The following is a 14,422-nucleotide window of genomic DNA, read 5'->3' as shown; positions in this document are numbered from 1 at the left end:
TATCTCTATCGTACTGTTTTACAGGATCATTTGTGGCTAAAAGAACATTAATCGGGCGAATTCTAATATGGTTTGCTGTTTTTTTTATGACCATAACTTTGGGTGCAACAATTTCAGGTTATTTCTTATACAACAAACTTTCAGCCGAGTTGCCCGATATTAAGACCCTTCATAATGTTCAATACCAGATACCTTTAAGCATTTACAGTAAAGACAATCTGCTGATCGCTCAATTTGGTGAGAAGAAACGGACACCGGTTAATATAGAAGAAGTCCCCCAACAACTCATTAATGCGTTCATCGCCGCAGAAGATGACAGTTTTTATCAGCATCCCGGCGTCGACTTTAAAGGCCTGATTCGAGCAGGCTTGCAGCTCGCCTTAACCGGAAAGAAAAAACAGGGCGGCAGCACTATCACCATGCAGGTAACCCGTAACTTCCTGCTCAGCAGCGAGAAAACGTATACCCGTAAGTTAAAGGAAATCATGCTGGCGTTAAAAATAGAGCACGAATACCCGAAAAACAAAATTCTCGAGCTTTACTTAAACCAGATTTTCATGGGACACAGAGCCTATGGTATTGCCGCAGCCGCACAGGTCTATTACGGCAAATCCTTGGCTGATCTTAGCTTGGCCGAACACGCCATGATTGCCGGTTTACCTAAAGCACCTTCTATCTATAACCCCATCACTAACGAGACACGAGCAATTGAAAGGCGCAATTATGTTTTACACCGCATGCTTGAGCTTAACCACATTACTCAACAAGAATATGAAAACGCGACCCGGCAACCTTCTACCGCAAAGCTGCAATCCGTGTCGCCTGAAATTTCAGCGCTTTATCTTGCAGAAATGGTGCGGCAAAAGATGTTCGAGCTCTATGGCGAGCAAGCCTATACTTCCGGATTCAAAATCCATACAACAATAAACGGGAAGCTGCAAACAACGGCAAATCAAGCGCTCACCGATGCCTTGCATGCCTATGACGAGCGCCATGGATATCGTCGCTCACGCATTAACAAAACCATTGATTTCCACGAACTCCCCATCATCGGCGATACAGTGCCCGCCACTGTTCTCAGTGTAAAAAGCCATCTCGCAACGGCCAGACTTCAAGACAGCTCGGTTATTGAAATACCTTGGGAAAATATTCAATGGGCCGGCAACCCTATCGGAATTCTACTAAAAACCGGTGATATTATCCGAGTTCGTCAACTGCCGAATAATACTTGGGCTTTAACGCAAGTACCCGAGGCAGAAGGGGCATTTGTTTCATTAGATCCTACTAATGGCGCCGTTCTGGCGTTAACTGGCGGTTTTGATTTTTTCCGTAACAAGTACAATCGCGCGACCCAATCAAAAAGACAGCCGGGATCGGGCTTTAAACCCATCATTTACACGACAGCTCTGGAGCAAGGCTACACCGCCGCCAGCCTTATTAACGACGCCCCAATCGTCATCGACATTCCCGGCCAAGAAAATGAATGGCGGCCGGAAAACTACAACAAGAAATTCTACGGCCCAACCAGCATCAGATCGGCCATAACCCACTCAAGAAACATTATCTCCATTCGTTTATTGAAGGAGATGGGCATAGAAAAAGTCGTTGCAACGGCGTTGCGCTTCGGCTTTACCGAAGACCAAATACCCAAGACGCTCTCTTTGGCATTGGGTAGCGGTTATGCATCCCCGCTGCAAATGGCACAGGTTTATGCCACTTTTGCCAACGGCGGCTTCCTGGTCAAACCTTATTTCATTGAGCGTATTGAATCCAACGAAGGCGAAATTATTTATCAAGCCAAGCCTAAAATTGCCTGCCCTGCCTGCGATAGTAATGAGGAATTAAACCCCAATTACGCACCCAGAATTATTAGCCCGCAAATTTGTTTTCTAATGAATTCGTTGCTAAGAGACGTCGTTCAACACGGCACCGCAACAGGCGCAAAAATACTCGGCAGACAGGATCTTGCCGGAAAAACGGGAACCACAAATGAACAGCGGGATGCTTGGTTTAATGGCTATACACAGTCAAATGTCGCTACTGCATGGGTCGGATTCGATGACTTTTCGCCGCTGGGAAATCTTGAAACGGGCGGCGTAGCCGCATTACCGATGTGGATAGAATTTATGCAGGTAGCTCTAAAAGATACCTCGGAAATCCCTCTTGAAATGCCCGAAGGAATAGTCAAAGCGTTTATAAGTCCAGAGACAGGTTTGTTAACAGCAGCCTCAAATAAAAGCGGGAAATGGGAGTTTTTTCAAGAGGAACATGTGCCAACCGCATTCATATCCGGTGGCTCAGCGACTGGCTCCGATCAATCTGATGAAAAACCTCCTGAAAACCTGTTTTGAAATGATACCTGGAGCGGGCTTCTAAACCCCGCTCCTATCGATCAAATCAGCTCAACTGACCGTGACACTGCTTGAATTTCTTGCCTGAACCACAAGGACAAGGATCATTTCGACCCACTTTACTGCCCTCTCTGATAAATGGCTGTTCTACAGTGGCAGCTTCTTCCTGTTCAGGCGCAAGTAACGACTCGTCATAAGCCTCCAAAGTAGGTGCCTGAGCATGCTCAAAATGCATTTCCCTGGGCGCCTGCATTTGCTCATCAATAGCTTGAACGTCTTCTTCCTGTCTGACCTGAACTTTAAACAGAATCCCTATCACTTCATACTTGATATGCTCAAGCAGGTTAGTAAACATCTCAAACGCTTCGCGCTTGTATTCCTGCTTGGGATCTTTTTGCGCATAACCTCTAAAATGTATGCCCTGACGTAAATAATCCATCGCAGCCAGATGCTCTTTCCAGCTGTTATCCAGCACTTGCAGCATCACTGATTTTTCAAAATGCTGTAACACTTCCTTGGACATTTGCTGTTCTTTGTCTTTATGGTTTTGTTCCAGAATTTCGATAATACGCTTACGTAAAGACTCTTCCTGTAGCGAGTGGTCTTCAGCCAGCATCTTACGCACAGGAATTTCAACGTTAAATTCCTGATGCAAATGTTCTTCCAGACCTTTGGTGTCCCACTGCTCAACCATGGTTTTTGGCGGAATATACTGGGTAATCACATTATTGACCACATCTGCACGTATCGCACTGATAATGTCGGATATTCCCTCCGCCGCCATCAGTTCATTACGCTGCGCATAAACAACTTTACGCTGATCATTGGCAACATCGTCGTAAGCAAGGATTTCTTTACGCACATCGAAATTGCGTCCTTCGACCTTGCGCTGAGCGCTTTCAATAGAGCGGGTGACCCAAGGATGTTCAATGGCTTCACCGTTCCCCATACCTAATTTCTGCATTAAACTTGCAACGCGATCCGATGCAAAAATACGCATTAAATCATCTTGTAATGACAGGTAGAAACGGGTTGAACCGGGATCGCCCTGACGACCCGACCTGCCTCTTAACTGGTTGTCAATACGGCGCGATTCATGGCGTTCCGAACCGATAACATGCAATCCGCCGGTAGCGATAACCTTCTCGTGTCTTTCCAGCCAAGCTCCACGAACTTGATCCTTATCGGCTTCGCCGGCATCTTCGCCGAGCGTCGCCAGTTCCGCTTCCAAATTACCGCCGAGAACAATATCGGTACCCCGTCCGGCCATGTTGGTCGCGATAGTCACCGCTCCCGGCATACCGGCCTGTTCAATGATATGAGCTTCGCGCTCATGCTGTTTGGCGTTCAGCACTTCGTGTTTGATGCCCTGCTTATTCAATAATGCGGACAATCGCTCGGAGTTTTCAATCGACGTGGTTCCCACCAACACCGGTTGTCCACGGGTAACGCATTCTTTAATATCCTCAGCAACGGCGATATATTTCTCGTCGGTGGTCAGGAACACCACGTCTCCCAAATCCCTGCGAATCATAGGACGATGCGTAGGAATTACGACAACTTCAAGGCCGTAAATTTTGTTCAATTCGAACGCTTCGGTATCCGCAGTACCGGTCATACCGGACAGTTTTTCATACAAGCGGAAATAATTCTGGAAGGTAATCGAAGCCAGCGTCTGGTTTTCATTTTGAATAGCGACATGCTCTTTGGCTTCAATCGCCTGATGCAAACCTTCCGACCAACGCCGTCCCGGCATGATACGGCCGGTAAACTCATCGACGATAATCACTTCATTATTCGCGACGATATAATCAACATCTTTTTTGAATAAAACATGACCGCGTAATGAAGCCGTCAGATAGTGCATCAGACGAATATTGGTCGCATCATACAAACTGGTGCCTTCTTCCATCAAGCCGTGTTCAACCATTAAACACTCAACCCGCTCATGGCCTTCTTCAGTAAGATACAGCTGGCGCACTTTTTCATCGACTGAATAATCACCCGGCGTGCCTTCTTTCTCCTGCTTGGTCAGGAAAGGAATGATCTTATTGACTTTAATATATATTTCAGTGCTTTCTTCGGTTGGCCCGGAAATAATCAGCGGTGTTCTCGCCTCATCGATCAGGATCGAATCCACCTCATCGACAATAGCAAAACTTAAATCGCGCTGGACTTTCTGTTCCAGGCTAAAAGCCATATTGTCGCGCAGATAATCAAAACCGAATTCGTTGTTAGTGCCGTAAGTAATATCTGACGCATAAGCTTCGCGTCGCGCTTCGCTTTCCATCTGGCTGATAATCACACCGGTCGTCAAACCCAGAAAACCGTAAAGCCTGCCCATCCATTCGGAGTCGCGCTTGGCCAGATAATCATTAACCGTAACGACATGCACACCACGTCCCGGCAAGGCATTCAAATAAGCCGACAAGGTCGCCATCAGGGTTTTACCCTCACCGGTTTTCATTTCGGCAATTTTACCGTCATGAAGTATCATGCCGCCGATCAATTGCACATCAAAATGCCGCATGCCGAAGACTCGGGTCGACGCTTCCCTGACTGTCGCAAACGCCTCTGGAAGCAGATTGTCCAGTTTTTCACCTTGCGCCAGACGATCACGAAATTCCTGCGTTTTTGCTTTTAATGCATCATCAGATAATTTCTCGTAATCAGAAGCCAGAGCATTGATCTTTTTGACCAACGACCTTTTCTTCTTTATCAGCCTGTCATTACGGCTTCCTATAACAAATCTAACCAACTTACCCAGCATGTTTTTTTCCGGTCTGAATTTAGTAAATGATTGAATAAAAGCGTGGGATTATATACCGTCTACCGTTTTAGTGACAGTTAAAAACGCTCTTTATCCCCTTGACAAAAGGTCTCAATATTAACAAAGAGCATTTGAAAATCAATACTAAAAGTTTCATTCAGGGATTTGGCTTACGTCCGTTCATTGTCCGCCTTGCCCAACAACACCCATTTGATCAATCGGAAGATCTTTTAATCGAAGTGCTTTCATACCAGATCAACAAGGCTAAAACTTGGACATCAGCCGAGTTCTGTATTTATTAAGCAGCGCTATTGCCGAGGATTTATTGATTACATTTATGCGCTCTAAAACCCCGACTCCCTGATCAATACGGCCGCAACTTGCTGCCATAACGATGAGATGATACTTTCGGCTTTTCCATCAATCAGCACATTACCTTTGATGGCTCGATGGATCGGTTCGCCGGTTTCCAGCGGCTGAAGCCAAACCCGGTAAACCGATGCCTCTGGAACGAATACATCCTTGTTGTTACCCCGAATCGCAATGCTTCCGTTGTAACGAGAGGTAAAAACCGGCGGCAACTGCAAAGCCGCGGCATTATCGATGCGCACAATCCGGCAGCGCATGCTCGGCCAATCCAACTGCTCGGGATAAAAGTGCGCTTCGGCACCGGGTTGAATTTGTCCCAGATGATCCTCCGCCAGAAAAGCCTCTATCTGGTAAGCATCGAATTGTCCTACGGTTAACAGCGGTTCGTCCTTGGCTATCCATTCGCCGACATTCAACAAATCATTGACATCAATAATTTCACCATCAAAAGGCGCCTTAACGGTCAAACGCTTACGCTCATCCATCAGGCCGTCGTATTCGCTGATAGCGCTTTCCAGCTCCGTCAACGCCACCAGACGCCGATTGATCAGATTCTTTTCCTGTCCGTGAAAAGACAGTTCCCAGCGTAACGATTCGACTTTCATTCTGCTTTGTTCAAGACGCGAGTCAAGATCGGATGAACTGAATTGAATCAGTGCCTGCCCGGCCTTAACGCTATCACCTTTAGTGACCAGAATCCGATCCAGCTTAGCGGGCAGCGGCATAAAAAGCTCGGTATGCGCAGCTATCCTTAACAGGCCCGGCGCTTCAATGCGACTCTTCCAGGGAATAAACAAAATGCCGACTGCGACCAGGACTACCGACAAAGTCGTCAAGGTATTGCGATTCCATTCCATGTGCCGACGGTGTTCAATCCAGTACTTAATTTCCTTGACGATAGGGAGCATGATAAACCAGCCTATTTCGACCATCATTAAAAACAGGCCGAGTAATTTAAAGAAAAAGTGATACACCAGCAAAGCAATCCCCAAGAACAGGAAAAAGCGGTAAATCCAGATACTCCAGGCATAAATCAATAGTAGCCGTTGTGTCCGCTGTGGAAACCGCTCCGGGATTTCATCGACAAAACCGAATAATAACCGCCGTAATTGCCAGCGCGCCAATGCAAATGCCCTGTTTTGCAGATTCTCAATTCCCCAATAATCCGACAATAAAAAATAACCGTCGAAACGCATTAATGGGTTTAGATTGATAAACAGCGTCATAACCCAAGTGGTTGTCGCCATCAAAAAGACACTGCTGCGCAACGGGCCGTCAGGTAAAAAATGCCATAGTGTGGTACATAAAACAGCCAGCCCCAGTTCAACGGCAATGCCACCAAAACCGATTGCCAGACGTTGCCGCCGCGAACTCAGTTTCCAGGCATCGCTGGCATCGGTAAACAACACCGGCATCATCACCAGAAAAGCCACACCCATCGCAGAAACCCGGCAACCATAACGATGTGCGGTGTAAGCATGACCCAATTCATGCAGGGTTTTGGTCAAGGTCAACGCAACAGCGTAATACACAAAACCTTCGGTCGAAAAAAAATGCAGGAAAGTCCGGCTGAACATGTCCCAGCGATCAATCAGCAAATACAAATTAACCACGACCAACGCCATCAACACATACAGCACCACCGGCTGATAAATCCAGCGCAACGCCGGATACGTTCGCGCCAATAAGCGGTCCGGGCGGATTAGCGGGATTTTAAAAAACAGGTAATGATGGATCAGCCAGGTAAACCAATGATGATGCGCGGCCTTAGCTTGACCGACCAGGCGTTGCACAGCCTCTTTTCCACGAACTTGGAGCAGGTTATGACCGGCTAAAAACTGCAATAAATGCAAAATATCATCAACACTGACGCTGAACAAACCGTGTTGCGATAATTGCTCGCTAATAGCTTCCGGCGAATTTAACCCCCAATGCGCGAGAATCTCGTTTTCAAGCTGCCCGATACGATAAAAATGTTGATTGACCGGATCATAAAGCGTCCAGGTCGGAGAACCGTCAAATGCGCAAGGCCCCGGAAACAAATCCAGCTCTTCACGCAAAGGCGGCAGATTAATTACATGCCCATCCATTGTCTCAATGCCGCCAAAGGTCTTCTTAATACGTAATAAACAAACGGAACCCGCGAACCGAAGACCTTGGCGGTTCCTTTCAAACCGATTCTTGGCAGCACATCGGCTTGCTTGAACCTGGCCTTCAACCGATAAGCCAGGGCATCGTCAGGCGTAACCTCAGCTTGATAGGCGGCAAAATAAAGGTCTGCCGAAACCGGAGTGGTCGGATCGATATTTAAAAAAAACTGCACCTTGGAACCCGTCTCCAGATTAATTGCATCCGCAACCGGCAACTGCACTTCCAACTCGACATCGGCAGGGTCGGCGACCATCAAGATGCGTTCGCCGACAGTGACCGGCTTGCCTATCCAATCGTTAACATCGGAAAACACTGCAATCCCTGCATGAGGCGCTTTAATGTCGATACGCGCCAGCCAATCTTCCATACTGCGCACTTCGGCTTCCTGCTGTTCGGTCCGGCTTTTAAGAATATTGACCTGTGCCTTGCTGTCCATGTCGAACATCGCCTGCTGCGCGGTTTTACGATATTCGGCTTCGGCAACCGCCAAGGCCTTGCGGGTAACGGTCAGCTTGTTTTTTATAGTCTCTTCTTCAAGGCTTAATAACGGCTGGTCTTTAACTACCTGATCGTTGGGCTGCACATAAAACCGATCGACGACGCCGTCAATGGCGGCCCTGAGAATAGTCGGATGGGCCGGAATAACGCTGGCCGGAGCCAGGGCCGTTTGCCTTACCGGAATCCACAACAGGCCAAACAGTACAGCCAAGCTGATTATCAGGCGTTTTTTAGTCAGCCAGTCTTTTGTCCAGAACGGCCGCCTTGGCGCCAAAGCCGCCCAGGCATGGCCGAAAGTGTCCGCCACATGCTCCAGCAAATAAAGCTCGCCATCGGTCCAGCCGGACTCACGCGCCAGCAACAGCCCGGCTTGCGGTGCAGCGCCATAAGCCGATACCGGCAGCCATACAGCATGAGCCGGCAACCATTGCGGCCAGTCATCGGACCAATCGCCGTTCAGGTCTTTTGCGGTCAAGGGTCGAATAGTTCTTGAAGTATCCTGAGATAATTGCTTGCATACCTGCTTCAACCAGCTTATATACGGAGCATTAGAGTCGATCACCGCCAAACCGGAGACTGCAAGCACTTGCGAGCCGTCTATTTGCCACAATACCGCCTGACGAAACTCAATCAAGCTGCGGCTATCATTAACCAGCGTATAAGCCAACGCTTCGGCTGTATCGGCGTTACGGAAGGATTTTTCCAGTTGCAGCAACGTCGCCAGTGCCGACAACTGCCGTTGCTGCTCAGTCATAGTCTCAGTCATGGGCGGCGGGTGCCGACGCGAAAATGGCGCGACCGCTCATCCCGGCCAACAAGCCGTCAGACTTGCCGGTAATGACACCGGTAATCTTAATGGATTGACTGACCGGATCAATACGCGCGCCCAGCATCTTGACCTTGGCCGAATACTCGCGCTGCGTTTCTTCAAGAAATACCTTAAACTCAGATCCCTGCTTTAGCCACATCAGCCAGCTGGAAGGCACCAACACCGTGACTTCAAGCTGGCTGTCATCCAGAATATCCAGAATCGGATCGCCGGCCTTGACATATTGATAACGCTGTACCAGCCGCTCGGCCACGCGCCCCGAAAAAGGCGCGGCAATGGTACATTTTTGTAACACCGCTCCCATCAACGCAATATCGGCTTTGGCCTTGGCGACTTCAGCAGCAGCCATTTCAAGCTCAAGTGGGCTCATAGAGTTCAGCTTGGTCAAACGCGAATTAACCTCATAGGTTTTTTCGGCAGCTTGTACAACAGCCTGCGCTTTTTTCAATTGCGCCTGCTGTTCAGCGCAATTGAAAGCAACCAGCAAATCTCCTTGCTTAAATCGTTCGCCTTCCTGAACATTAAGCTGAATAATTTTTGCCGCCATTTCACTGGATAAGATAGAAGAATGCTGGGCATTGAGTTGAGCGCGAATTTCAGCCGGCTCAGCGGCATAAGTTGTATTGAAAATGCTAAAACCGGCGGTACAGATGAGCAATCTAAAAAAAGTATGCATAATAAATTTGGTTATTGAGTCGCGGTTAGGCTTGGAAAATCATATAAAAAAAATCCTTACCATTAAGAACTAAGGGAACGTGAAGCTTTCGGCTTAATAAAATATACGTTCCGACTATTGATTAACTAAGTGGCATTAAAAACGATATGCAATGCATATAGCTATTGGCGAAGAAAAAGTTCATATTCGTCGTGGGCGCCCAGCCATATCCAATAATCATCGTCTTTTTTCAATGCTAAAGCCCGATAATCAAGAGTTATACGTGCCGACCAAAGATTTTTACCCACTTTTTTAAAATGTAAGGAAGGATGAAACGGAGACACTTTCCATATTCGATAACTGTTTTTTGAGGTAAAGCCTCGTAAGCTTTCCAGAAATCAGGTGTTGCGAATGAATTCATCAAGGTTTCTGAGGTTATGGGCTGCAATATCTGCTTCAGCCTTAGAAATTAAATTATCCAATTTACCTGATTGCAAATCCGATTCTAATTGCTGATCCCAGGAGTCGTTAATATAACTTTGTAACCATATGGCAAGTTGCTGAACATCATTTTGAGGTAATGTTTTGATTGCTGCTTCAAATTGCTGCTTCAATAAGTGTTGTCATGATTATCGCCCCCATAATTAAAATGCCTTTGATAAAGTGTAGCGTAATCTGGAGCTGTGGTGCAAATGCCCCAGATTCCACGACATTCCATTCGAACTATGGAGACAAATACGCTTTAGAAAAAATGATTAATTCTTCTTAACCGTGTTCGAATCAACAGTCGAAACCGTACTTGCTTCAGATTTCGCTGCCGAAGGAAACCGTCCTGCCTGCCAGTCTTTATCGACCGACTCAATGGAATTTGCCAAGGTATTAATATCGTAATTTTCAATAAAGACCGGCAAAGGATCCAGGCCCATCGAAACATAAACCCGACCCAACGAACTTTGAATACTGGCGTAGGCTTCAAGCGTTTGTAACCGCGACATCAAAGCATTAGTCGTTGCACGAATGCGTTCCAGCTCGGTTTTGGCGTCATTTTCGGCATCCGTGGTGATATGTTTAGAAATCTTCTGGTTGATTCCATCCAGCTCCATGGTGCGCTTATATTGCTGATCGGCCACTAAAAACTGCTGATAGGATAAATGAACCTGCGTCAGTACCGCCATGTAAACCGATAACCGGCGAGTGTCGCCCAGCTTTTCCTGAGCGTCTATCTGGCTAAAGCGTGCCGGAGCCGAAACCAGTTCCATCAGGTTATTGCTGATCAAGCCGCTCAACTCCAGCCAGTTGTTATTCAACAGATACGAGTTGCTATCATGGTTATAGCCGGTCTTGAACTCGATGCCGGGAAGCAGTCGTAATATGGCTTTGTGGGTTTCTTCCGTAGTAATGCGGTTATTGTAAATTTCCTCACGCAATTCAGGGCGCAATTGCAGCGCCATTTCTTCCATTTTGTCGATCGGCAATGAAATCCCCGGCGCTTGTAGCGCGTTATTTTCAGGCAGTTTCAACTCGAATTTCTGGCTAGGCGACACACCCAGCAAAGAAGCCAGTTCGGTTTTGGCAAGGCGGAGCGTTTCCGACAGTTCTTCCAGTTTACGAATGATTTCCAGCAGGTCTTTTTGATATTGCAGTATCGCCAGCGGTGCAGCCAGACGTTCGCTTTCAATACCTTGAGCGTCCTTCAATGCCTGTCTGGCGCTACTCAGGATTTTGTCAATCTCGCCTTCGAGTTGTTGGGTGCCGGCCATACGCCAGAATGCGGTGCGTACATCCTGCATCAATAATTGAGCGGTTTTGCGGCGGCTTTCTTCGGCAACCAGAACCCGGTTTGCATCCTGCTTGGCCTGAAAATAACTGACGCCGAAGTCCAGTACATTCCAGCTAAGAGTGAAGTCATAAACTTTACGCGACCGGTCTTGAGAGGTCGATGACTGCAATTGCTGAGCGCCGGTGACAGCGTTTCGGCTGTTAGAAGCGTTGTAATTATCACGGCCCCGGTACCCCGCTGAAGCAATCAGGTCGGGCAATAAACTGAATTTTGCCAGATCGGACTGCCCGTCAGCCACGGCATGCTCCATCATCTTGACCCGATGGTTAAGATTATATTTTAACGCTCTGGCCATCGCTTCATACACAGTGATCGGAGCGACAATAGGTTCTTGTTTTGCAAAAATAACCTGTTTATCGGCATCTAGCGATGTCTGTTGTTCAACTCGAGTAATCGGCTCCGGCATGATGGCGCAACCGGCTAACAGAACAATACCGGAAAGACCGGCGACAAATTGTGGAGCTGGATAGTTCATGATAATTTTTTATTAATATTGTGTTGAAAAAATTATAGGCGGCTCTCCCCGCCTTGTTTTACTGTCGTTGGATAAAAATAACTTCACAGAGCGACCAGCTGATCTCACCATTTGTTAAATTTAATCCTTATTTCTTACCGATACACTTCAAGCTTCATATTTCGTTTTTTAGGTAGGGCACCCACCTCTGCCATTAAGTTAAACTGAAAATAGTTATAGTTTTGAATGCTGTGGGCGCGAATAAATTTCGCGCCCACAATCATAACCATCAAGCGACATCCTTGTCGTTGCTGACAAGACTTGCCAAACTATCCAACAACTTTGAACGCTGGAACTCAAAGCCTTTTCTGCCCACCATCTGAAGCTGCTGAGATAAACCGGGCTTACTGACATAAGCCAGTTGTTTATCGGTCTGATCCACCTGAGTTCTTTGATTTTGACCTTGCGGCCTATCTCCGCCGGGCTGCTGACTCCTTTCTCCATTATCAGGCTGTTGCTGTTCTTGCTCCTGATTTTGCTGCGTTCTACCATTATTTGGTTGTACCTTGACCAGAACGACCACCTGTTTACCCTGGCTGTCCTTTATCGTGACCTTTACAGTGACCGGATTGGTTATAACAGCCCCCTCTTTTACCGTAACCGCACCGGTACTGGGGTTAACGCTGATAAACGACGGCAAGCTTTGTCCACTGGACTGTGTTGCGGTAATCGTTATTAATCCCGATGTGTCCAGACCGGCAAAAGCGCTGGAAGGCATTGTCAGGGTGCCTCCGGACGTACCGCTTCCACCGGAATCGGTGCTCAATTTCATATCCATAACCATAGTTTGGCTTGAACTGGAACTGGAACCGAAGCCCGATCCTGACATACCACTGATTCCATCGAAGCTGAAGCTGGACGCACCGGCAGCAGCACTGAAGCCGGAAGCAGATGCCCCACCAGATCCATCAAAGCTGGAACCGGACATACCGCCGACGCCACCGGTGCCTAAACCAGATGTAACGACTATATTATTGATGCCAGAACCGGACGTACCACCAGTTCCACCAAAACTAGAACTAGATAGACTGCCTAAACCACTTCCACCGGTACTTGAACTATTTCCGGTTATTTGGCTCAAATTAATCGTTATTGAATAGACTGGAGCAGTTGCCACGCTAGTGACACTGTTCGCAGCACCTTTAGCATCCGTGTAACGTGCAACTACGGTGACGATCTTGCCAACATCGGCTTCTGTCAATGTATAGTTACCGTCTGTGGCACCTCTAATGTCAACACCGTCTGCTTGCCATTGATAGCTGACGACACCAAGACCATCGATGTCGGTCAGGCTATTGACGGCAATCAACGTAGTTCCAAGCGTCGGAGTCCCGCTGATAGTAACCGCACCGGTCGGCAAATGATCAACATGATTCACCGTGATGATAAAGGACTGGCTGGAACTGGTATCGACGCCGCCATTGGCCGTGCCGCCGCTGTCCTTTATCGATACCGTGACGGTGGCGCTGCCACTGGCGTGTTCTGCAGGCGTATAGCTCAAATTACCATTGCTGTCGATCGTCGGCTGCACGCTAAACAACGCATTATTGTCATTACTTGCGGTAAAGCTCAGCGTTTGGCCGCTTTCGTTGGCCGGTCCCCTACTCAGGCCGGTCGCCCAGCCGTTGACGGTTTGTGCACCGGCGTCTTCGTTGACAGCTTGGTTAACGCCCTTGATAAAGGCAGGGGCATCGTTGACCGCATTCACTGTGATAGTAAAGATCTGGCTGGCGCTGGTATCGACGCCGCCATTGGCAGTACCGCCACTGTCCTGGAGAAATACAGTCACGGTTGCACTACCGTTGGCGTTGGCCGCCGGCGTATAGCTCAAATTACCATTGCTGTCGATCGTCGGCTGTACACTGAACAACGCATTATTGTCATTGCTTGCGGTGAAGCTCAATGTTTGGCCGCTTTCGTTGTCCGCCCCCGTACTCAGGCCGGTCGCCCAGCCGCTGACGGTTTGTGCACCGGCGTCTTCGTTGACAGTTTGGTTAGCGCCCTTGATAAAGGCAGGGGCATCGTTGACCGCATTCACTGTGATAGTAAAGATCTGGCTGGCGCTGGTATCGACGCCGCCATTGGCAGTACCGCCATTGTCCTTGAGAAATACAGTCACAGTTGCACTACCGTTGGCGTTGGCCGCCGGCGTATAACTCAAATTACCATTGTTGTCGATCGACGGCTGTACACTGAACAACGCATTATTGTCATTACTTGCGGTAAAGCTCAGCGTTTGGCCGCTTTCGTTGGCCGGCCCCGTACTCAGGCCGGTCGCCCAGCCGCTGACAGTTTGTGCACCGGCGTCTTCATTGACAGATTGGTTAGCGCCCTTGATAAAAACGGGAACGTGGTTGACCGCCGTGACGGTGTGGGCCAACGCGACCGTAGCCGAGGAATAATGCGTTGTGCCCCCGGTGGCGCCACCGGCGCTCAAGTCAATCG

The 14,422-nt window shown here is 48.1% G+C and carries 8 protein-coding genes; 1 reads left to right on the top strand and 7 read right to left on the bottom strand.

Going from position 1 to position 14,422, the window contains the following annotated elements:
* The first annotated feature begins 86 nt into the window (after positions 1–86).
* Positions 87–2,351, top strand: coding sequence for a penicillin-binding protein 1A (locus tag V7051_RS14965; protein ID WP_333875387.1), 2,265 nt, complete (start codon positions 87–89; stop codon positions 2,349–2,351).
* A 46-nt stretch (positions 2,352–2,397) separates the two neighbouring features.
* On the opposite strand, the gene secA is transcribed toward V7051_RS14965, so the two are convergent.
* The 7 genes from secA to V7051_RS14930 all read right to left on the bottom strand — a co-directional run.
* Positions 2,398–5,121, bottom strand: coding sequence for a preprotein translocase subunit SecA (secA, locus tag V7051_RS14960; protein ID WP_333875385.1), 2,724 nt, complete (start codon positions 5,119–5,121; stop codon positions 2,398–2,400).
* Between the two features lie 344 nt (positions 5,122–5,465).
* On the bottom strand, positions 5,466–7,580 hold the full coding sequence (locus V7051_RS14955) for an HlyD family efflux transporter periplasmic adaptor subunit (RefSeq protein WP_333875383.1): 2,115 nt from the start codon (positions 7,578–7,580) through the stop codon (positions 5,466–5,468).
* Complete coding sequence (locus V7051_RS14950; protein WP_333875382.1) at positions 7,565–8,905, bottom strand: efflux RND transporter periplasmic adaptor subunit; 1,341 nt, start codon at positions 8,903–8,905, stop codon at positions 7,565–7,567. Before V7051_RS14950 ends, V7051_RS14955 begins: the two co-directional genes overlap by 16 nt.
* Complete coding sequence (locus V7051_RS14945; protein ID WP_333875380.1) at positions 8,898–9,644, bottom strand: efflux RND transporter periplasmic adaptor subunit; 747 nt, start codon at positions 9,642–9,644, stop codon at positions 8,898–8,900. Before V7051_RS14945 ends, V7051_RS14950 begins: the two co-directional genes overlap by 8 nt.
* A gap of 377 nt (positions 9,645–10,021) precedes the next feature.
* The gene (locus tag V7051_RS14940) at positions 10,022–10,237 is read right to left on the bottom strand and encodes a hypothetical protein (RefSeq protein ID WP_333875378.1); all 216 of its coding nucleotides are present in this window, start codon (positions 10,235–10,237) and stop codon (positions 10,022–10,024) included.
* Positions 10,238–10,378: 141 nt separating this feature from the next.
* The gene (locus V7051_RS14935) at positions 10,379–11,938 is read right to left on the bottom strand and encodes a TolC family protein (RefSeq protein ID WP_333875376.1); all 1,560 of its coding nucleotides are present in this window, start codon (positions 11,936–11,938) and stop codon (positions 10,379–10,381) included.
* Between the two features lie 268 nt (positions 11,939–12,206).
* The coding region (locus V7051_RS14930) for an Ig-like domain-containing protein (protein WP_334168751.1) at positions 12,207–14,422 on the bottom strand (2,216 nt) is incomplete at its 5' end.

Source organism: Methylobacter sp. (assembly GCF_036845245.1).
In the GTDB taxonomy this organism is placed as follows: Bacteria; Pseudomonadota; Gammaproteobacteria; order Methylococcales; family Methylomonadaceae; genus Methylobacter_A.
Note: the sequence above shows the minus strand (reverse complement) of the source record. Positions and strands in the feature narration are given on the sequence as shown.